This window comes from Tenacibaculum discolor, from assembly GCF_003664185.1.
Lineage (GTDB): Bacteria > Bacteroidota > Bacteroidia > Flavobacteriales > Flavobacteriaceae > Polaribacter > Polaribacter discolor.
Genome location: NZ_RCCS01000010.1, coordinates 230850 through 252268, shown reverse-complemented (window position 1 = coordinate 252268; position 21419 = coordinate 230850). Strand labels below are relative to the sequence as shown.

Genomic DNA, 21419 nt, shown 5'->3' with positions numbered 1-21419 from the left:
TTTGTTATGGTTTATTTATTGTTGTTCTTGACTTTCATTCGTTTCATTTTCAATTTCCGTGCCATTTTCTTCTTCATCTTTTTCGTGCATAACTTTTGCTACTGCAGCAATATCGTCATTATCTTTAATATTGATTAACTTAACTCCTTGAGTTGCTCTACCCATAACGCGCAAATCTTCTACAGCCATTCTAATAGTTAACCCAGATTTATTAATAATCATTAAATCGTTAGAGTCATCAACATTCTTGATAGCGACTAAATTACCTGTTTTTTCTGATATATTCAACGTTTTAACTCCTTTACCTCCACGGTTTGTTATACGGTAATCTTCTAAATTAGAACGTTTTCCATATCCTTTTTCTGAAACTACTAAGATATTACTTTCCATATCGTTTACAGCTACCATACCAATTACCTCATCATTTTCATGTGACAATGTAATACCACGAACTCCTGAAGCTGTTCTTCCCATCGGACGTGTTTTGGCTTCTTCGAAACGAATTGCCTTTCCAGATTTAAGTGCTAACATTACTTGACTATCTCCAGTAGTTAACTTTGCTTCTAATAACTCATCTCCTTCTTTAATGGTAATAGCATTAATACCATTAGCCCTTGGACGAGAATATTGCTCTAAAGGTGTTTTCTTAACCTGACCACGTTTGGTAGCCATAATAACGTAATGATTGTTGATGTAATCTTCATCTTTTAAATCACCTGTTACTAAGAACGCTTTTACCTTATCGTCTGGTTCAATATTTATTAAGTTTTGAATAGCTCTACCTTTTGTATTCTTTCCTCCTTCTGGAACTTCGTACACACGCATCCAGAATACTTTTCCTTTTTGAGTAAAGAACAACATATATTGGTGGTTGGTACCTACAAATAAGTGTTCTAAGAAATCTTCATTACGAGTAGTTGCTCCTTTTTGTCCACGTCCTCCTCTATTCTGAACTTTATATTCATCTAAGTTTGTACGCTTCACATAACCAGCATGCGAAATAGTTACTACTACTTTAGAGTTAGGAATCATATCTTCGATTCTCATATCTCCTCCTGCATATTCAATTACTGAACGACGATCGTCACCATATTTCTCTTTGATGTGTAATAATTCATCTTTAATAATTTGGTAACGTCTTGGTTCATTAGCAAGAATATCTTTTAAATCTGCAATAGTCTTAATGATTTCATCATACTCAGAACGTAGTTTGTCTTGTTCTAGTCCTGTTAACTGACGTAAACGCATTTCAACAATGGCACGTGCTTGAATTTCTGTTAATTCAAAACGCTCCATTAATTTTTCACGTGCTTGATCGGCATTTGAAGAACCTCTAATAATTGCAATTACCTCATCAATATTATCCGAAGCAATGATTAATCCTTCTAAAATATGAGCACGAGCTTCTGCTTTCTTTAATTCAAATTCTGTTCTACGAACAATTACTTCATGTCTGTGTTCAACAAAATAGTGTATTAATTGCTTTAAATTTAATTGCTCTGGGCGACCTTTTACTAACGCAATATTATTTACACTAAACGATGTTTGTAATTGTGTATATTTAAATAACTTGTTTAAGACAATGTTAGGAATTGCATCACGCTTTAATATATAAACGATACGCATTCCTTTACGGTCAGATTCATCACGAATACTTGCAATACCTTCTAACTTCTTTTCATTAACCAAGTCAGCAGTTTTCTTAATCATTTCTGCTTTATTCACTTGGTAAGGAATCTCAGTTACAACGATACACTCACGTCCTTTTACCTCTTCAATAGTAGCTTTAGCACGCATTACAATACGTCCGCGACCTGTATGGAAAGCATCCCTTACACCATCATATCCATAAATAATTCCTCCAGTAGGAAAGTCAGGTGCTTTGATGTGTTGCATTAACTCATCAATCTCAATGTCTCTATTATCAATATAGGCAATAGTACCATTAATAACTTCTGTTAAGTTATGTGGTGCCATGTTTGTTGCCATACCTACTGCAATACCTGACGCTCCATTAACTAATAAGTTAGGAATACGTGTTGGTAATACCGTTGGCTCTTGTAAAGTATCATCAAAGTTTAACTTATGGTCTACAGTATCTTTTTCAATATCAGACAACATTTCTTCTGATATTTTCTGCATACGCACCTCAGTATAACGCATTGCTGCAGGGCTATCACCATCAACAGAACCAAAGTTTCCTTGCCCATCAACCATCATATAACGCACACTCCAATCTTGTGCCATACGCACCATAGAGTCGTACACCGAAGTATCTCCGTGTGGGTGATACTTACCAAGCACCTCTCCTACAACTCTTGCAGATTTTTTATATGCTCCTGTAGCTTTAATTCCTAATTCATGCATACCAAATAATACTCTTCTATGCACTGGTTTTAAACCATCTCTTACATCTGGTAATGCTCTCGATACTATCACCGACATAGAATAGTCGATGTATGCTGACTTCATTTGCTCTTCAATGTTGATAGGTATCAACTTTTCGCCATCTGCCATATATTTTCTTTTAAAATATTAGTATTTATTTTCGTCAAAAAAGTGAATTTTACACTCGATAAAACTCACTTTTAAAATGCTTTCTAGTTCTCTGCATTTTCTAAAACATTGCAAGATACTATAACCCTCAGTTTTACACAAAAAATATATAGACTGTTTTAAGGTTATTTATTAACAATTTTATAAGGTTATTAAACATTAAAACGCCTTATTTTACTCGTCAGAATGTCAGTTAAAAACTATTGGCATCTTTTTTGTAATTTTTAAGAAAAAAACTTACTAACTTTACAGAGACAGAAAATAAATTTATGGACGATAATTTTTCACCACAGGTTAGAGATGTGATCACTTTCAGTAAAGAGGAAGCCTTACGACTAGGACATGACTTTATTGGAACGGAACATCTTTTGTTAGGTTTGATTAGGAAAGGTGACGGAAAAGCCATTGAAATATTAACAACTTTTGATGTTGATTTAGATTTAGTTCGCAATAAACTAGAAAAGCTAAATCCTACGACCCCATCTTTAACAAGCCCTCAAAGGAAGAGTTTACATCTTACCAGACAAGCAGAGAAAGCTATAAAAACAACGTTTTTAGAAGCTAAATTATATCAAAGTAACGCAATAGACACTGCACATTTACTACTGTGCATCTTACGTAACGAGAATGATCCTACCACAAAACTACTTCAAAAATATGATGTAGATTATGAGCAGGCTAAAAACTTGTACAAAGAGCTACATGTAGATGATGATACGTTTATTTCACCTATAGGAGAAACTCCATCTGATGATGAGTTTGCTGACGAAAAGTCAAATCCTTATGGTCAACAACCACAAAAAGGAAAACAAGTTAAAAAGTCTAAAACTCCTGTTTTAGACAACTTCGGACGTGATTTAACAGCCCTAGCAGTTGCGGGAAAGTTAGACCCTGTTGTGGGTCGTTTAAAAGAAATTGAGCGTGTTTCTCAAATTTTAAGTAGACGAAAAAAGAACAACCCAATGCTTATTGGTGAACCAGGTGTTGGTAAGTCTGCTATTGCAGAAGGATTGGCTTTACGTATTGTAGATAGAAAAGTATCTCGAATCTTATTCGATAAACGTATTGTTTCTCTTGATTTAGCTAGCTTGGTAGCTGGAACAAAATATAGAGGTCAGTTTGAAGAACGTATGAAAGCGTTGATGAACGAGCTAGAAAAGAATGATGATATCATATTATTTATTGATGAGATTCATACAATTGTTGGTGCTGGTGGAGCTACAGGTTCATTAGATGCTTCTAACATGTTAAAACCAGCTTTAGCAAGAGGAGAAATTCAATGTATTGGTGCGACTACTCTTGATGAGTATAGAACTAACATTGAAAAAGACGGTGCTTTAGAACGTCGTTTTCAAAAGGTAATCGTAGATCCTACTACCGTTGAAGAAACCATACAAATTTTACATAATATTAAAGGTAAATACGAATCGCATCATCATGTTACTTTTACTGATGAAGCTATTGATGCCTGTGTAAAATTAACCAATCGTTATATGACTGATCGCTTTTTACCAGACAAAGCTATTGATGCTTTAGATGAAGCTGGGTCAAGAATTCATATTACAAACATTGTAGTTCCGCAGCAAATTTTAGAATTAGAAGCGAAACTAGAAGAAATTAGAGGACGTAAAACTAAAGCGGTAAGCGGACAAAAGTATGAAGAGGCTGCAAAGCTTCGTGATGACGAAAAGAATATAGAAACAGCCTTAGAATCTGCACAACACCAATGGGAAGAAGATTCTAAACTTCATAGAGAAACTGTTACTGAAGATAATGTTGCTGAAGTAGTATCGATGATGACAGGAATTCCTGTAAATCGTGTTGCCGAAGCAGAAAGTAGCCGTTTGGCAGAATTACCTCAATTAATAAAAGGTAAAGTAATTGGTCAAGATGAGGCTGTTACTAAAGTTGTTAAAGCTATACAACGTAACCGTGTTGGATTAAAAGATCCTAACAAACCAATTGGGTCTTTTATCTTCTTAGGTTCTACTGGTGTTGGTAAAACACAGTTAGCTAAAGTACTAGCGCGTGAGTTGTTTGACTCTGACGATTCTTTAATTAGAATTGATATGAGTGAATACATGGAGAAGTTTGCCATTTCTCGTTTAATTGGTGCGCCTCCAGGATATGTTGGTTATGAAGAAGGTGGACAGTTAACCGAAAAAGTACGCCGTAAACCTTATTCTGTAATCTTACTAGATGAGATTGAAAAAGCGCATCCTGATGTATTTAACATGCTGTTACAAGTCTTAGATGACGGACACATAACTGATAGTTTAGGTCGTAAAATAGATTTTAGAAACACCATTATTATTATGACTTCAAATATTGGAGTTCGTAAACTTAAAGATTTTGGTGGTGGTGTTGGTTTTGGAACTGCTTCTAAAAAAGAACAAGAAGATGCACACGCTAAAAGTATTATTGAAGGTGCTTTAAAGAAATCGTTTGCTCCTGAGTTCTTAAACCGTATTGACGATGTTGTAATCTTTAACTCATTAGAGCGTGAAGATATTCATAAGATTATTGATATTGAATTAGACAAATTACTAAGACGTATTGATGATTTAGGTTACAAGCTACACTTAAGTGAGAAAGCCAAAGATTATATTGCCGATAAAGGTTTTGACAAACAGTATGGTGCTCGACCATTAAAAAGAGCTATTCAGAAATACATTGAAGATGCATTAGCTGAAGAAATTGTAAACTCAAAACTTGATGAAGGTGACACCATCTTTATGGATTTAGATGAGAAAGACAAAAAACTCATCATAAAAATAGAAAAAGGCGAAAAACCAAAAGAGACTCGTACCGAAATAGACGAAGACCAATAAAATAAAAATCCCGAGCAAAACACTCGGGATTTTTTTATCCCTCAGATTTTACCCCTGCTCATAAACTAGTTTCATTTATCCCTAATAATTGAACTTAATAAAACTAAAAAGATTAATTATTAACTATAACAACTAAACTATGAACTCAACAAATGAAAACCAAATTACCCCTTCAAGAATCATGGAAGTAGGCATGGGTTTTTGGGCTTCAAAAACTTTACTTACTGCAGTTAAAATGGGGGTATTCACACATTTAGGCAAAGGGGGATTATCAGGAAAAGAAATTCAAGATAAGCTCAAACTTCATGATAGATCTCTTTACGACTTTCTTGACACATTAGTTGCTTTAGGCTTCTTACAACGTTCTGGATTAAAAGAAAGCGCTATATATAGTAATTCTGAAGACTCCAATTTGTTTTTAGATAAAAACAAACCAAGCTATATGGGAGGTATATTGGAAATGTCTAACAACAGATTGTATCCTTTTTGGAACAACCTAGAAGAAGCTTTAATTACTGGAAAACCACAAAACGAGGCAAAAGATGGTGGCAAACCGTTATTTGAAGCAATTTATGCAGATGAAAATAAGCTCCGAGAATTTATACACGGAATGTCAGGTGTTCAGGCTGGAAATTTCATAAAATTAGCTCGTGATCTTGATTTTTCTAAATACAACACGCTATGTGATGTTGGTGGTTCTGGAGCATATTTATCAATACAAATAGCTAAAAATAACCCACATATAAAATGTATCTCTTTTGACCTTCCTGCTGTTGAACCAATAGCAAAAGAAAATGTAAACCATTTTGGCTTAAACGACAAAATAGAAACTCGCTCAGGTGACTTCTTTACTGATGAATTACCCAAAGCAGACGTTATTACCATGGGAAACATTCTTCATGATTGGGGTACAAAAGATAAATTAATGCTCATAAAAAAAGCCTATAATGCACTACCTAAAGATGGTGCACTAATCATTATTGAAAATATTATTGATAATGACAGAAACAAAAATACTTTTGGTTTAATGATGTCGCTAAACATGATTATTGAAACAGATGAAGGCTACGATTTTACACTCTCAAATTTTAATAAATGGGCAAAAGAGGCAGGTTTTAGCAATACTAGAATGATGCATTTAACAGGCCCTACAAGTGCCATTATTGCCGTTAAATAATTTTAAAAACTAAAAAACGTCATACCAAAATAAACGAAGATCAATAAAAATCCCGAGCAAAATACTCGGGATTTTTTGTTCTACTATTTTCTTACTTCAACAAGAAGAAAGTAAAAATTAGTACTTTTAAAACTTACAACTACTAATAATTAAAACACATTAGCATTAACACAACTGCAAAATGAATAAATACTGCATTCTTTTCATTACACTTTTTATTCTTTCATGTGCTGGTAACACATCTTCAGAAAAAACATTAAAAACAAACACTCTATCAAAACAAAGTATAAGTAATGTTTCCATTGTAATTCTTGGAACTATTCAAGACGCAGGCTCTCCTCAAATTGCATGCAAAAAAGAGTGTTGTGCTAATCTTTTTAAGAATCCTGATAAAAAAAGACAGGTAACTTCATTAGGAGTAATTGACAAACAACATCAAAAAACCTACTTGTTTGAAGCAACTCCAGATATTGCGTTACAAATGAAGACACTTACTAAATTAGAAGGTAAAAGTGATAAAGAAATTGCAGATGGAATATTTTTAACACATGCTCATATAGGGCACTATACAGGTTTAATGTTTTTAGGTAAAGAAGCTATGGATGCTAACAAAGCACCTGTGTATACTATGCCTAGAATGAAAGAGTTTCTATCAGAAAATGGTCCTTGGGATCAATTGATTACTCGAAAAAACATAGAGCTTCATCAAATAGAAAATGAAAAACCAATTGAGCTAACCAAAAACATCAAGGTTACTCCGCTTATTGTTCCTCATAGAGATGAGTATTCTGAAACCGTGGGCTATCGCATAACTGGCCCTAATAAAAGTGCTTTGTTTATTCCTGATATTGACAAGTGGGAAAAATGGGACAAAAACATTATTAATGAAATTAAAAAAGTAGACTATGCTTTTTTAGATGCTACTTTTTATAGTGGAAAAGAAATAAATAGTAGAGATATTAGCCAGATACCACATCCTTTTATTGTTGAAAGTTTAGATAAGTTTAAAGGTTTAAGTAAACAAGAAAAGAACAAAATTATCTTTATTCACTTCAACCATACAAACCCTATAATAAATCCTACTAGTGAAGAAAGTAAATTTGTAACATCACAAGGGTATAGAATTGCAGAAATTGAAACTATTTTTGATTTATAGCAATCACTTCTTTTTATCTTTGTAAACCTAACAACTATAATTAAAAACACTATGACACTCACAATCAAAAACATGGTTTGCAATCGCTGTATTATGGTAATTCAAAATGAATTAGACAAGCTAGGTGTGGGTGTAAAGAATATTAAATTAGGTGAAGTTACACTTGAAAAAGAGCTTACTTCCGAAGAAAGAGAACACTTAAACAAAACCTTACTTAGCTTAGGGTTTGAGATTATTGACGATAAAAAAAGTCGCATTATTGAAAAGATTAAAAACCTAATCATCAACTTAGTGCATCATCAAGACAGTGAAACCAAAGTCAATTTATCTGAATTATTAAGCAACGAACTACATCACGATTACAACTACCTATCTAACCTTTTTTCTGAAGTAGAAGGCACTACTATAGAAAAGTATTTTATTGCTCAAAAAATAGAAAAGGTAAAAGAGTTACTTGTTTACGATGAATTATCGTTGAGTGAAATTGCTTTCCGTTTACACTATTCAAGCGTAGCGTATTTAAGCAATCAGTTTAAAAAAGTAACAGGATTAACCCCAAGCCACTTCAAAAAAATCCGTAAAGACAAACGCACTCCGTTAGACGAGGTGTAAATCTTATAAATCAATTACAAAATTCCACAATAAATTTTCTTTACCTTATTGCCAACTTTGTAGCATACAAATTCATACAAGAAAAAAATGGCAACAAATAATAATAAAGATATCATTTACCTACCCTTAGAAGGTGTGGAAAGTGAACACTGTGCTTTAATCGTTGAAAAAGGGTTAGCAAAGGTTAATGGAATTGAAACTCATAAAGTAGAACTAAACAACCGAAGAGCTGCCATTACAGTTAGTAACGAAGAAGTTCTTGCTAATGCCGTTACTACTATAAAAGATTTGGGGTACGGTGTTACTACTGTTAAAAAAGTTTTTCCTGTATTGGGTATGACCTGCGCCTCTTGTGCAGGAAGTGCTGAAAGTATTGTTAGCTTTGAACCAGGCGTAGTTAATGCTTCAGTAAATTTTGCTAGCGGAAACTTAACGGTAGAATACCTTCCTAATATGACCAATGCTACAAAATTGCAAAAAGCAGTACAAGGTGCGGGTTATGATTTGTTAATTGAAGACGAAACCAAACAGCAAGAAACCTTAGAAGCAATTCACAAAAAGAAATTCAACCAATTAAAAACCAAAACCATTTGGTCGGTAATACTCTCATTACCCGTGGTTATTATTGGTATGTTTTTTATGAATATGCCTTATGCAAACCCTATTATGTGGGCCTTCTCTACCCCAGTGTTGCTATGGTTTGGTAAAGACTTTTTTATAAATGCATGGAAACAAGCCAAACATCGTTCTGCAAATATGGATACCCTAGTAGCCTTGAGTACGGGTATTGCTTATATATTTAGTGTATTTAACATGTTATTTCCTAAGTTTTGGGAATCTAGAGGATTAGAAGCACATGTATATTTTGAGGCTGCTTCAGTTATTATTGCATTTATTCTTTTAGGAAAATTATTGGAAGAAAAAGCTAAAGGAAATACCTCATCTGCCATTAAAAAATTGATGGGTTTACAACCTAAAACCGTTGTTGTGATACAACCTGACGGAACGGAAAAGCAAACTGCTATTGAAGAAGTGAACGTAGGTGATATTATTCTTGTAAAACCAGGAGAAAAAATTGCGGTAGATGGTATGGTTACTACAGGAAGCTCGTATGTAGATGAAAGCATGTTAAGTGGTGAACCTGTTCCGGTATTAAAAGAAGAAAATGAAAAAGTATTTGCAGGAACCATTAATCAGAAAGGAAGTTTTCAGTTTAAAGCTGTTAAAGTTGGAAAAGAAACCATGCTTGCTCAGATTATTAAAATGGTGCAAGATGCACAAGGTAGTAAGGCTCCTGTACAAAAATTAGTTGATAAAATCGCCAGTATTTTCGTGCCTGTAGTTATGAGTATTGCTATTATTACATTTATTATATGGCTTGTTTTAGGTGGAGATAACGGAGTGGTTCAAGGATTATTAGCTGGTATTACGGTACTGGTTATTGCATGCCCTTGTGCTTTAGGACTTGCTACTCCTACCGCTATTATGGTGGGTGTGGGTAAAGGTGCCGAAAACGGTATTTTAATTAAAGATGCTGAAAGCCTTGAATCTGCTAAAAAAGTAAACGCTATTATTTTAGACAAAACAGGAACCATTACCGAAGGAAAACCAGAGGTTACTGGTATATCTTGGCTACGCAATGATGATACCACTAAGAACATTCTTTTAAGTATTGAGAAAAATTCTGAACATCCATTAGCAGAAGCTGTTGTAAAGTTTTTAGGAGATACTGCCACTACTCCACTAACAAATTTCGACAGTATTACGGGGAAAGGTGCTAAGGCAGATTATAATGAGGAAACCTTTTTTGTGGGTAATAAAAAGTTATTAGCTGAAAACAACATTTCCATAGCGGAAGAACTTTTAAAACAGGCTAATGAATGGAGCAAACAAGCCAAAACAGTTATTTGGTTTGCTAATAATAAGGAAGCACTTTCTGTACTTGCTATTTCAGATAAAATAAAAGAGACCTCAGCACAAGCTATTAAGGAGCTACAGGCTATGGATATTGAATTATACATGCTTACAGGTGACAACGAAGCTACCGCAAAATCTATTGCTGAAGAAACAGGTATTCAACATTATAAAGCTGAAGTATTACCACAACACAAAGCTGATTTTGTAAGAGAGTTACAGCAACAAGGAAAAACCGTTGCTATGGTAGGTGATGGTATTAACGATAGTACTGCGCTGGCTACTGCTGATGTAAGTATTGCCATGGGAAAAGGTAGTGATATTGCAATGGATGTTGCTAAAATGACCATTATATCATCTGACCTAAGTAAAATTCCGCAGGCTATAAAACTATCAAAACAAACGGTGGCTACCATTAAACAAAACCTATTTTGGGCATTTATTTATAACCTTATTGGTATTCCTATTGCAGCTGGTATTTTATATCCAATTAATGGTTTCTTATTAAATCCTATGATTGCTGGTGCAGCCATGGCTATGAGTAGTGTTAGTGTGGTTAGTAATAGCTTACGATTAAAGTGGAAAAAGTAACAAGTATTTCTGCACTAGTTAGTGTCGGAATATTTCAAACCTTACTTAGTAAGTAAATCTGTAAATCTCATAAATCAATCTTTAAATTGTACAACAAAAAATAACGGTGTTGTGCTGAAATTTGTAGTATTCAATAACAAATAAATTTTTAATATAATGGAAAGCAATAAAGAACTAAAATTTAAAACTAACCTTAACTGCGGAGGATGTGTATCAAAAGTACAAGCTGATTTAGACAATGCTGAAGGTATTTGCCATTGGAATGTAGATACTAATTTTGATGATAAAATTCTTACCGTAAGTTCTAAAGGAATTACTGCGGATGAAGTAATTGCTATTGTAAAAAGTAAAGGTTTTAAAGCAGAACTTTTAGTATAAAAACAATTACGCGACTCTCACTTACAATACAAATTGAAACAAGCGAGAACACCTGTGCTTTTGTTGGCTGTTAAGTTAACTATTTATAAAACTTTACACTTTAATACACCTCTCTTTGGGGTGTATTTGTTTTTTAAAATGGTTTCTTTATACACCACAGCACCTAACAAACATTTTTCTACACAATACGAATATTTTACCTTTTTACTTGTTTGAAGTTGCTCCCCTTAGGCAGTGAATGACACTCCCCTTAGGCAAGGAGTGTCGACCCGATTAGGCTTGGGGTGGCGACCCGATTAGGCTTGGGGTGGCGACCCGATTAGGCTTGGGGTGGCGACCCGATTAGGCTTGGGGTGGCGACCCGATTAGGCTTGGGGTGGCGACCCGATTAGGCTTGGGGTGGCGACCCGATTAGGCTTGGGGTGGCGACCCGATTAGGCTTGGGGTGGCGACCCGATAAAAAAGTTACACTTTTTTATCTTACTTTTTTTATATTTGAGAGTGTTAATAAAATTGCTATGCCTTCTACTTATTCTACTTTCTAAGAAGTGTATTGGTAAGTTTATTACGTATATAAACTAGTTGGCAAAAATAAAATCAGAACACTCAATTAAAGAATTAAATGAATTGCATTTCCTGTAATTTTGAACACAATGAAAAATATTGTCCAAATTGTGGTGAAAAAAATGGAACTAAAAAAATAACTTTGAGTTCAATAGTTGAAGATTCATTTTCATCTATTACAAATATGGATAAAGGCCTTTTATTTAATATAAAAGCACTATTGCTACATCCAAGAAAAATTACAATTGACTATGTTTTAGGAAAAAGAAAAGGGATTCTTAACCCTATTTCGTTTCTAATTCTTGCTATTACCATATATATAATTGTAATAACCTTTTTTAAGGTACCAAAAGAATTAGTCGAAGAAAATAGTATTACAAAATCTAAACTTAAAGAGACAGGTAATTACGTTGGACTTTTCATTAGAACTTACTTGAAGTATTTTTGGGTATTGTGCATAATTCCACTAGGAATATCATTAAAACTATTTTTTAGAAAATATAATTTAATAGAACATCTAGCTATAAGTTCATTTATAATTGGACAAGCTACTTTAATAGGAATTTTAAGCTACTTAATTTTCAGATTTCCATTAATTTTAGATCCAGTAGTTTATCTAGTCATTCTATGGTTAGTTTATAGAATATTTAAAAATAATAACGATAGAATTGAAGCAATTCTAATATCAATAACCGTTTTAATATTATTCATAATTCAATTAATTATAATTATTGGAATAATTGGAGGAATAAAATACTTTTTCTAACAATGGCTATAATTCTATGAAAAACAACTCCACAATATCATCCAACAAATTCTTTCTTGGTGAAGGAGAAGATGGAATTTATTCTAACATAACGATTGAGATAAAAAAATCAGAACAAGCAACTATAAATCGTGGAGCTAATATTCAATTACAAGATGAAGAGATCTTAAGAGCAATTGAAAAAGAATTTAAAACGAATTGGATTGAAAGATATAAAAAGGATGAAATTTATCTGGAAATTATAATTCTAAATGTTGGAATCGATCCGACCGGACGAAAGTATAAAGTGGATAATTCTGTTGGAGGAGTGATGCATGATGCACTGCCAAAAATTGGTATTCAACCGCCTCAGATATTTGGATTGTAAAACACAAAAAAAGTAGCTAACAAAACCTAAACTGCATTAAAACACAGTTTATCTAAACCGCTCTACACAATTTAACAAATGAAAAAACTTACAATAATTTTAATTCTAACTTTTATTTCAGTTGTTTCCTGTAAACAGAGTAAACAAGAGAAACAACAAGTAACTCCTGAAAAATTTGAGTTTACTGAGCTTATAAAAGAAGATTACGAACTTTATAAGCCAACTAAAGAAATTAAGGCGGTTTTAATTTTGTTCGGAGGTTACCCAGAAGTTGCTAAAGACATTAAAAGAGAGTTTAAAATTCTTGATATTGCTAGAAAAAATAATATTGCAGTTATACTTTCCAATCTTAATCAGAAATTATGGCTTGAAGAAAACGAAAAACAACAACTTGTCAAAAGCTTACAGAATGTAATTACAGAAAACCAATTGCCAACTGACAATATCTTTATTGGAGGCTTTTCTAGCGGTGGAGTTATTAGTCTTTTAATAAGCAATTATATTGTTGGGAAGAAACAGTTCTATATCGATCCAAAAGGGGTATTTATAGTAGACTCCCCAATAGACTTGGTTGCTTTGTATAAATCTTCAGAAAAAAATATAGAACGAAATTTTTCAGAGCCTTCAATTTCAGAAAGTACTTGGCTATTAGAAACGTTAGGTAATAACTTTGGCAACCCTAAAGACAGTATTAAAAAATATGAGGAAAAAGCTGTATTTACCTCTAGTACAGACAATATTTCTAACATAAAGAAACTAAAAAACACTAAGATTAGACTTTATACCGAACCTGATACTCTATGGTGGAAAAAGAATAGAATGGCTGATTATGACCAAATGAATGCTTTCTATATCAAAAAATTATATGAGAGTCTAAAAACTAAAGGTTTTAATAATGTTGAGTATATACCAACAACTAACAAAGGATATAGAGCAAATGGTGAACGACACCCTCATAGTTGGGCTATTGTGGACAAAAAAGACCTAATAAACTGGATATTAACAAAATAAACACTGGATACAACTATAATTATAGAGATAACTTTTCCTGTTTTGTTTCAACCCAAGCTGGACACATATTACCAGCTTGAGTGTCATGGGAGAAATTAATCATTATTTATTCTAGCTATTAAAAACAAATAATATTTTGCTAAAAAAGAATAGCAAACCATCTCATTTAGTCTGTTTTTTGATTTAAAAAGCCTGTTTAAAAACATATGCAAATAACTTGAAATTAAACTACCAATTTCAACATCCAGCTTGTTTTCATTATTTAGTTGTAAAATCTGATCACATATCTTTTTACTTTCTTTTTGAAACTTTGATATCGAATTTTCAAGCTCTGTAGATTGGATTAAATAAAACTCATCAGAATTCATAATATTCTCAATGGTTTTACGTTTTTCTCTATATTTTTGGTTAAGTTGTTTTCTAGATGCTTTATTAAAATTAAACTCACCCTGAAACAAATTAGCCAATGAGTCTATGTAGCTTTTCTTTTCTTCTTTTGTGAAAAGAAAGTTATCCAATATTATATCTATGATTTTAATACCAAATAACCATCTAACCTCCTCTTTATTAGCACTTATATTTTTATTTAAGAAGTTTAAAATTAATTCGCTTTCATAAAAAAATAATTTTTCAGATAACTCCATTGTATTTATACCATATCTTTCTAACTCTCTATTATATGTATCAATTTGTACATTCCATATTAAATCGTTATCAAAATAATTTTTTAATGGGGTAAACAAAGAATTAATTATAACAGAAATATTTTCAGGGTTTGAATAATGAAACCTAACTCTCAAATGATTATTAGAATCATTATACCTTATAAAAAACCATTTAGTGATGATTTTTTTATTCAGCAACTTTGTTTTAATTGGGTCAATTACTTCAGTAAGAATATTATCAGCAGTTCGAGCCCCTGTATATATCTTAAAATATACCCACTCGTCGCCAATTATAAAGCTTCTTTTCATTTTTAATTCTTTAATTTAGATTCATTGAAAAAAGAAAAAATAAACTCATTAACATAACCACCCTCTCTATTATTAATAACATCATTTTCTCCAAATAAAAATTCTGTTAGTATAAAAAACTCTTGATTTCGAATAATTGATAAAAAAACATTTACAAAATCAATGTTTTCAAAATTGATTAATATGTAATTATCTCCTTCTATCAATGTTGCAAGTTTAGGTATTTTCATTTCTTCCCTCCATTCATTAATAGCTTTCATTAGACTAAACTTTTCTTTTAATAAAAAAAGATGGTTTATTTTTTCCTTTTTTATATTCCAAGTAGCTTTAGATAAAATAACATTTTCATATTCCAATCTTGGTAAATAATTAAAAGTATTTGCTAGGGGCCCAAACCCAATACTCAGATGATTCCTTCCTTGATTTTGGATATCACATAATAAATTATAAACAGGAAGGGAGTTATAAGAAAAATTATGAGCATTGGTTAAACAGGGTTTTATTTCTTTTTTTAATAATTTAGAAGTTAATTTAATTTTTCCCTCATATGATGCAGATATTTTTAAATCATTTATATTAATTTTCTTATCATTACTCTTGGTGGAATTACTTAAATATGGAATTTCATATTCTCTAAAAGATGGGCGCATTAAAATATTTCCAATTCTAGATTCTGGTAAATGGGCTATTTCTGCTAACACTTTATCTTGATTTATTTTTTTTTCAACTTCACATATTCTATTAACAAAATCTTCAAAATCTTTATTTCCATTACAAAATCTACCTATTAAATTTCCTGCACTACTCCCGTAATACCCATCTAATACAATTTTAATTTCTCCATTTATATTTACAATATTTACAATTCCATATAATGTATCAGGAAGATCGTCCCAGTCATTATTAAAACCAACAAAGTCATCATCCCTTACTTTTATTAAGTTACTATTTTTTACATTCGAATTTGTTAACTTTTCTTGTAACATATCATTCAATGTACTCCACTTAATTTCCATAAAAGATTCTCTTCCTGGATTTAAGCTTAAGTCATCTACTAAAGGATTAATATCTGCACTTAAATTATTTTGATTATAGCCTATACCACTTTCTATATCTAAAGCCAAAGCTAAACTTACAGGCCTCTCTTCATATCTTTGATATAATTTTTCACAAAACTTCTTTAAAACTGGGTTTGCTTGTTTTAAGGTTGAACTATTCAATATAGCCATAGCCTTTTTTAAAGGAACAATTAAATCTTTCGAGATATTATTCTTTTCAAATTCTAAATTCAGATCAGTTTGAAAAACATATTTAGGATTAAATTCAGTTCCTATATCTTTTAAAACAGAAATTATTTTTTTATACGTAGATATTTCATTACCAATTTTATTATCCAACACATTAAGTAGTTTTCGTATATCTATTAAGTACGTTAACAATACATCTGTGTTTTTTAGTTTCTCAAGAATTTTTATAATGTGATTTAAAAAATCACTTCCTAAAATAGATGGCTCTAATTCACTTATTAAGATTTGACTTGAAACAATTTCTAAGATAAAATCAAAAGCATCTTCATATTCTATTTCTTCATTTACTATTTCATTTGCTAAATCATGAATAGTAGCTCCTTTTTGCGCTCTATTTAAAATAGCATCAATAATTTCATTTTTATCAATTGCTACAATATGATGTATTCGTTTTGTATTGAAATAACTATATTCAATATACCTGTATTTATCCCCTATTTTATATATACTCGAATTAGGATAAAAAAGTAATTGCTCCCTTATTTCTTCTTTCTTTGAAATATCTTGAGAAAGCGATATTAAATAATTCATATCCAGCCTTGTATGCCTTTTATGTTTATTTATGTTTTTAGGGGTTAATTCAGTTTCTTTTTGGCTTAAATAGCCTATACCACAACCTGCAAATAAACCGAAAGGTGTACTTCTTGATGAAATTCTACTGAAATATTTAATTATAGTAATTTTTAACCTTTCAATTTTTTTATCGTCTTCAATCTTTCCATTAATCCATTTAAAAACTTCATTATATAATTCCGGTGATGCTAAAAACAAAGCCTCTTTTAGAGCCTTATCTTCTAAAGCCTTCTTAATTTCAGAATCATTTACTTCTTCATTAAAAAATAGTTTTCTATAAAAATCAAAGGAAAATAAAGGCGTTCTAATAATAACCTCATTAAATTCTTTGTAAGGTGTTTTATTCATAAGCAATTAATTAATTAAGTAGAAAAAATTTATCCCAATCGTCATTTTCATTTCCTAATAAGTAATCTATTAATACTATCCCAATCCCAGAAATACCATCTAATAAACTATTAGAAACTTCATTTTCTCCTGTTATATTACTGTATTTTTTATAGCCAGAAATCACATCTGAAAATTTCCTCCTATCTAAAGTATAATTTATAAAAAGTTCATACCTATCATTAAATACATCTTCATTATATGTTTTGTACATTTTTTTGAATAAATAAGCAGCACTAGAAGTACCATGACAAAAACAAGCATCAGATTCTTCAGAAAAAAAAGACTTTATTATCGTGTCTCTTTTACAACAATGATATGCAATTTCTTTTGTAAGAGATAAAACCTCGTCATCATCTATTATTTTAGCAGCTTTGTTTAAACCAAAAACAGCTGTCTGATCCCCATAGCACCACCCCATAGGGATATCATAATTATTAGGTTCATTTGTATTAGCATAAACAATAGAGGGAAAAACAGATAAGCTGTTTGAGTTTCTTGACTTATATTTTAATTGTAAATTAATTACCTTAAATATGAAATTTTCAATTATAGTATCTTTAGGATATTTCTCTAAATAGTTTGAAAAAATTAATAAATATGAAATATTACCATGTGCTAATCCGCAATTAACTACATTGGTTTCAAATGAAGTTTTCCCTTCCTCTATATCTTTTTCAATTACTTCTTTAATTTTATAAAGGAGAGTTTTGGCTTTAGTATATTTTCTATCTATTAAGTAATGAAGAGCCCCTAAACTTCCGTGTAAAAAATCTATACTTTCTATATCAGAAGTATAATTTATAGCCCAATCATATAAAATACTATCAATTTCTTTTAATGTATCTTCTACGTCTTCATCTATAATTTTTTTTTGTTTCAAAAAATAAATCAAGTGAGCTATACCTGATAAACCTTCACAATATGAATAATTATACGTAGAATTATTAAGCTTTTCAAAAAGAGTTTCTATAATTTTATTTAATACATTTAGGTACTTTTCTTCTTTTGTTAATCTATATAAATTATAATAAAAAAGAGCTATACCGGAAATTCCTTGATAGAGAGATATATTGTCTACATTCTTCCAAGAACAATATAATTGTTGCTCTATTAATGTAATAGTTTTTAAAACTTGTTTTCTTTTCATTGTATAAAAAAAGCCTAAAGTTAATTAGGCTTAAATAATAAAAATTGAACTGAGCTTAATTATTTATCACTGTAGGATTAACTGTTTCAACTCTTGAGGTTCCCGAACCTCCGATTTTAATACACCAACAACAAGTAAAACCTCGTTTTGTACTTGGGCTTGATTTATCAGCTTCTACACCTCCTCTAATTTGGTTCATTTCAAAATCATTTAGACTCGCAATTTTCTCTTTATTGAGAGATAATTTCTTTTTTAACATTATTTTTTAAATTTTTTAATTAATAAGTTTGCAATATATATAATATATAAATTTCATGAAACGATTTGTAATGATTTTTTTTCTTCTTTCTTTTTTAATGGTAAGTAGTCAAAATATTTTTGACTATGAAAAAAAGATTGATCCAAATTATAATTATATTCACACGGAAATAAATTTCAAAAATTTAGAAGATAAAATAAATCTTTCTGGGACATTAATTGAACCAAAAGCTGGATATAAAAACATAATAGTTATTGTACCTGGTACAGGAAAAGACACAAGACATGCTCATTTTGTAATGGCCAAAAAATTTTTACAAAATAACATTGCTGTGTATAGGTTTGATGAAAGAGGTATTGGTAAATCTGAAGGAGCTTTTAGTACTTTTGCTTCAACACTAACAGATGATTTATATTATTGTATTACTCATTTAAAAGACAAGTTTAAAAATAAAAAAATTGGCGTACTGGGTCATAGTTTGGGCGGTGTAGCATCAATAGGGGCTTATGAAAGAAATAAAAATATAGACTTTCTTATACAAATGGCAACGCCTATTGAAAAAGAAGGAGCTTTTTTTAAATATCAAGCTAAACAAAATATTAGTAGTTTTTATAGAATCAAAGGGAAATCACAAGATGAAATTATCGACTTATTAAATTTATTTTACCCTATAATAATTGAAAATGATGATTTTAAAACAATACGAAAAAAAGCAAAAAAAGCAGCAAAGGAAAATGGATTTAACAAAGGTTTTTACCAATTTATTAGTCCTGCACATATTGACCATGTTAAACAGAATCATGAACAAACATATAAAAATATTAAAATTCCTTTACTATTTATTATTGGCTCAAACGACAAATTTGTTAATCCAAAAACTGAAATAGCTTTAATAAAATCATTTAAGAACTCTAACATACAAATAAAATTAGTTTATGGGTTAAACCATTATTTGACAACTGGAGAGTATAAATCACTATACCAAATAGATAATTCTGCTTTTAATGAAATATTAAAGTTTATTTTAACAAATACTTCTGATTAAAATAAATCACTAATTAATTTTTCATCATAAATTAATCTTCCTTTGTTTACTATATTTAAAAACTTGTAACTTAATTTAGTTAAATTAGAAAGTTTGTAATACTACTTTATCTTTTCATAACTAAATTTTATTGGCGAACTTCGGCTTTTCTGTTTCTCCAAATCCTATGATTGCTTCTTCAACTCTAGTTATTTGTTAAATTTAGTTAAGTAAGGAATTACCTTACTTTTATTACGGTTTATTTCGTTTCTTAATTATGTTTTATTTATATGTTTGATAAATTTTAAAACTCAAATTATGTTAAAGAACATTTCAAACTTAGGTGCTGTTTTAAATAAACAAGAACAAAAATCAGTTAATGGAGGAAATGAAAACTGTGGAGTTTTCACTAGACCTTGTCAAGAAGGCTATGGCTTTGATGAAAATTGTAACTGTATACCTGAACCAGGTAACTAAATTTATCAGCGAACTTCGGTTCGCTATTTTTTTTAGAAAGAGTTTATATATTTAATGTACTCCTATAATTATTTTTTTTAACATCTAAATAACTCAGCATAGTTTATAATACTATAAAAAAGAAAAGCGAACCGAAGTTCGCTAAGCTCTAAATCTTTCTTACACACATATATGACACCCATCAGGCATAAATTGACATACATCAGACCCTGCACATGCAAAACCACTTCCTGGAGGAGCATCAGGTAGACATTCATAGCATTCATTACCATTGCTTCCTTTAATTTGTTTTTGTTCAAACTTGTTTAGAACTTTTCCTAAGTTTAATAAATTTTTCATACTAAAACTTTTAACAGTTATTTGAAACTGTGAACATTTAATGGCACTCACAGCGTATGCCAATTCTCCGCGAAAAAATTATCCTAAAATACGCAAAAAACAACATAAACACCTATAAACCAATACTTATTTAGATTTTAAAACAGAAAACAAGTTTTATTAACTCTTTAAAACCACTAGTTTTTTTGTTAGCTCTAATTAATACTAATTAGTACAACACAAAATCAATATTATTAATATCTGATTCTCTAAAAGCTCCAGTAATACTACCTTCTAATTTTTGAGGTAAAATTACCTTTTTTAACTTCTTGCTATCTTTAAAAGAATCACTTCCTAAGGTTGTTATATGTTCTGGAATTGTAAGTTCTTCAAAATCATTCTCAGCAAAACAATCGTTATACAATGTAGTTACTGACTCTGGTAAATCTATACTCGTAAGCGCATTACCCACAAAACAAAACATATGAATTGTTGTAATTGATGCTTCAATAATAAGTTTTTCAATCTTATTTCTCCCAAAGGCTCCTCCCCTTATTTCTTTTACTTTTGAAGGAATTACCAACTCTTTTATTTCATTCTTATAAAAAGCATCTTCATCTATATACTCTAGAAACTTTGGTAAAACCACTGCTTTGAGTCCTTTGTTATCAAAAGCTTCCCTTAGTATATATTTTACAGGTTTATCGTTAATATTATCGGGAATCACAATATCAGTAGACTTTCCTGTATAATCTAAAATTGCAATGCCTCCATTAAGTTCTCTAAAAGAATAATCTTCATTTTTTAAAATAGCAACTTGTTCTTCCATTTTTATTTGATATGATGTTTTATTATTAATTACAAGTATCAAATGTATATGGTAGGTAGTTCCCTATAAAAAGTAGTTTGTTTTCGTAGCAATTGTTTTTATATTCGTAATTATACTGGCTAACCCTGTTTACAAATCAGATATACAAAATTGTGATAATTAGATTTTTAAAATTTAAATCAAACAGCTACTTACAAC

General features: G+C 30.8%; 18 protein-coding genes. 11 read left to right on the top strand and 7 right to left on the bottom strand.

What is annotated here, in order from left to right; genetic code table 11:
- Window positions 1-15: 15 nt before the first annotated feature.
- Window positions 16-2517, bottom strand: coding sequence for a DNA gyrase subunit A (gene gyrA, locus C8N27_RS14700; protein WP_099214145.1), 2502 nt, complete (start codon window positions 2515-2517; stop codon window positions 16-18).
- 308 nt (window positions 2518-2825) lie between these two features.
- On the opposite strand from gyrA, the gene C8N27_RS14695 reads away from it, so the two are divergent.
- The 9 genes from C8N27_RS14695 to C8N27_RS14655 all read left to right on the top strand — a co-directional run bounded on the left by C8N27_RS14695 (window position 2826) and on the right by C8N27_RS14655 (window position 13923).
- Window positions 2826-5387, top strand: a complete 2562-nt coding sequence (locus C8N27_RS14695) for an ATP-dependent Clp protease ATP-binding subunit (protein WP_099214144.1) — start codon at window positions 2826-2828, stop codon at window positions 5385-5387.
- Between the two features lie 139 nt (window positions 5388-5526).
- Complete coding sequence (locus C8N27_RS14690; RefSeq protein WP_121148444.1) at window positions 5527-6564, top strand: methyltransferase; 1038 nt, start codon at window positions 5527-5529, stop codon at window positions 6562-6564.
- Window positions 6565-6745: 181 nt separating this feature from the next.
- On the top strand, window positions 6746-7720 hold the full coding sequence (locus C8N27_RS14685) for an MBL fold metallo-hydrolase (RefSeq protein WP_121148442.1): 975 nt from the start codon (window positions 6746-6748) through the stop codon (window positions 7718-7720).
- 51 nt (window positions 7721-7771) lie between these two features.
- On the top strand, window positions 7772-8332 hold the full coding sequence (locus tag C8N27_RS14680) for a helix-turn-helix domain-containing protein (protein ID WP_121148440.1): 561 nt from the start codon (window positions 7772-7774) through the stop codon (window positions 8330-8332).
- An 87-nt stretch (window positions 8333-8419) separates the two neighbouring features.
- A complete protein-coding gene (locus tag C8N27_RS14675) occupies window positions 8420-10837 on the top strand; it encodes a heavy metal translocating P-type ATPase (protein WP_121148438.1) in 2418 nt (805 codons plus the stop codon).
- 156 nt (window positions 10838-10993) lie between these two features.
- Window positions 10994-11215, top strand: coding sequence for a heavy-metal-associated domain-containing protein (locus tag C8N27_RS14670; RefSeq protein ID WP_121148436.1), 222 nt, complete (start codon window positions 10994-10996; stop codon window positions 11213-11215).
- Between the two features lie 622 nt (window positions 11216-11837).
- Complete coding sequence (locus C8N27_RS14665) at window positions 11838-12545, top strand: DUF3667 domain-containing protein (protein ID WP_121148434.1); 708 nt, start codon at window positions 11838-11840, stop codon at window positions 12543-12545.
- 16 nt (window positions 12546-12561) lie between these two features.
- Window positions 12562-12912, top strand: a complete 351-nt coding sequence (locus C8N27_RS14660; protein ID WP_121148432.1) for a hypothetical protein — start codon at window positions 12562-12564, stop codon at window positions 12910-12912.
- A gap of 78 nt (window positions 12913-12990) precedes the next feature.
- A complete protein-coding gene (locus tag C8N27_RS14655; RefSeq protein WP_121148430.1) occupies window positions 12991-13923 on the top strand; it encodes a hypothetical protein in 933 nt (310 codons plus the stop codon).
- A 95-nt stretch (window positions 13924-14018) separates the two neighbouring features.
- On the opposite strand, the gene C8N27_RS14650 is transcribed toward C8N27_RS14655, so the two are convergent.
- From C8N27_RS14650 to C8N27_RS16015, 4 genes are read right to left on the bottom strand one after another with little or no spacing between them, the layout of a single operon-like run.
- Window positions 14019-14897: a thiopeptide-type bacteriocin biosynthesis protein gene (locus tag C8N27_RS14650; RefSeq protein WP_121148428.1), complete on the bottom strand. Its 879-nt coding sequence runs from the start codon at window positions 14895-14897 to the stop codon at window positions 14019-14021.
- Window positions 14898-14899: 2 nt separating this feature from the next.
- Window positions 14900-17125, bottom strand: a complete 2226-nt coding sequence (locus tag C8N27_RS14645) for a lantibiotic dehydratase family protein (RefSeq protein ID WP_121148426.1) — start codon at window positions 17123-17125, stop codon at window positions 14900-14902.
- Window positions 17126-17135: 10 nt separating this feature from the next.
- A complete protein-coding gene (locus C8N27_RS14640; RefSeq protein ID WP_121148424.1) occupies window positions 17136-18314 on the bottom strand; it encodes a lanthionine synthetase C family protein in 1179 nt (392 codons plus the stop codon).
- 55 nt (window positions 18315-18369) lie between these two features.
- Window positions 18370-18573 carry a class I lanthipeptide gene (locus C8N27_RS16015; RefSeq protein ID WP_121148422.1) on the bottom strand — a complete coding sequence of 68 codons (204 nt, stop codon included), beginning with the start codon at window positions 18571-18573 and terminating at the stop codon, window positions 18370-18372.
- Between the two features lie 70 nt (window positions 18574-18643).
- Between C8N27_RS16015 and C8N27_RS14630 the strand changes: the two genes are divergently transcribed.
- Together C8N27_RS14630 and C8N27_RS16010 are read left to right on the top strand one after the other, a co-directional pair.
- Window positions 18644-19618 (top strand): alpha/beta hydrolase, encoded by a 975-nt coding sequence (locus tag C8N27_RS14630; protein ID WP_167444767.1) that lies wholly within the window; start codon window positions 18644-18646, stop codon window positions 19616-19618.
- Between the two features lie 297 nt (window positions 19619-19915).
- The gene (locus C8N27_RS16010; RefSeq protein ID WP_164723452.1) at window positions 19916-20074 is read left to right on the top strand and encodes a hypothetical protein; all 159 of its coding nucleotides are present in this window, start codon (window positions 19916-19918) and stop codon (window positions 20072-20074) included.
- A 159-nt stretch (window positions 20075-20233) separates the two neighbouring features.
- On the opposite strand, the gene C8N27_RS14625 is transcribed toward C8N27_RS16010, so the two are convergent.
- Together C8N27_RS14625 and C8N27_RS14620 are read right to left on the bottom strand one after the other, a co-directional pair.
- Entirely contained in the window at window positions 20234-20413 is a 180-nt protein-coding gene (locus C8N27_RS14625) for a hypothetical protein (protein WP_147431750.1), read from the bottom strand.
- 208 nt (window positions 20414-20621) lie between these two features.
- The gene (locus C8N27_RS14620) at window positions 20622-21221 is read right to left on the bottom strand and encodes a leucine-rich repeat domain-containing protein (RefSeq protein ID WP_121148416.1); all 600 of its coding nucleotides are present in this window, start codon (window positions 21219-21221) and stop codon (window positions 20622-20624) included.
- Window positions 21222-21419: the final 198 nt, after the last annotated feature.

Excerpts from the sequence above, each read along its gene's own strand:
- C8N27_RS14685 (WP_121148442.1), top strand. The coding sequence starts at position 6,746 with ATGAATAAATACTGCATTCTTTTCATTACACTTTTTATTCTTTCATGT.
- C8N27_RS14630 (WP_167444767.1), top strand. The coding sequence starts at position 18,644 with ATGATTTTTTTTCTTCTTTCTTTTTTAATGGTAAGTAGTCAAAATATT.
- C8N27_RS14680 (WP_121148440.1), top strand. The coding sequence starts at position 7,772 with ATGACACTCACAATCAAAAACATGGTTTGCAATCGCTGTATTATGGTA.
- C8N27_RS14690 (WP_121148444.1), top strand. The coding sequence starts at position 5,527 with ATGAACTCAACAAATGAAAACCAAATTACCCCTTCAAGAATCATGGAA.
- C8N27_RS14675 (WP_121148438.1), top strand. The coding sequence starts at position 8,420 with ATGGCAACAAATAATAATAAAGATATCATTTACCTACCCTTAGAAGGT.
- C8N27_RS14665 (WP_121148434.1), top strand. The coding sequence starts at position 11,838 with ATGAATTGCATTTCCTGTAATTTTGAACACAATGAAAAATATTGTCCA.
- C8N27_RS14620 (WP_121148416.1), bottom strand. The coding sequence starts at position 21,221 with ATGGAAGAACAAGTTGCTATTTTAAAAAATGAAGATTATTCTTTTAGA.
- C8N27_RS14625 (WP_147431750.1), bottom strand. The coding sequence starts at position 20,413 with ATGAAAAATTTATTAAACTTAGGAAAAGTTCTAAACAAGTTTGAACAA.
- C8N27_RS16015 (WP_121148422.1), bottom strand. The coding sequence starts at position 18,573 with ATGTTAAAAAAGAAATTATCTCTCAATAAAGAGAAAATTGCGAGTCTA.
- C8N27_RS14660 (WP_121148432.1), top strand. The coding sequence starts at position 12,562 with ATGAAAAACAACTCCACAATATCATCCAACAAATTCTTTCTTGGTGAA.
- C8N27_RS14655 (WP_121148430.1), top strand. The coding sequence starts at position 12,991 with ATGAAAAAACTTACAATAATTTTAATTCTAACTTTTATTTCAGTTGTT.
- gyrA (WP_099214145.1), bottom strand. The coding sequence starts at position 2,517 with ATGGCAGATGGCGAAAAGTTGATACCTATCAACATTGAAGAGCAAATG.
- C8N27_RS14650 (WP_121148428.1), bottom strand. The coding sequence starts at position 14,897 with ATGAAAAGAAGCTTTATAATTGGCGACGAGTGGGTATATTTTAAGATA.
- C8N27_RS14640 (WP_121148424.1), bottom strand. The coding sequence starts at position 18,314 with ATGAAAAGAAAACAAGTTTTAAAAACTATTACATTAATAGAGCAACAA.
- C8N27_RS14645 (WP_121148426.1), bottom strand. The coding sequence starts at position 17,125 with ATGAATAAAACACCTTACAAAGAATTTAATGAGGTTATTATTAGAACG.
- C8N27_RS14670 (WP_121148436.1), top strand. The coding sequence starts at position 10,994 with ATGGAAAGCAATAAAGAACTAAAATTTAAAACTAACCTTAACTGCGGA.
- C8N27_RS14695 (WP_099214144.1), top strand. The coding sequence starts at position 2,826 with ATGGACGATAATTTTTCACCACAGGTTAGAGATGTGATCACTTTCAGT.
- C8N27_RS16010 (WP_164723452.1), top strand. The coding sequence starts at position 19,916 with ATGTTAAAGAACATTTCAAACTTAGGTGCTGTTTTAAATAAACAAGAA.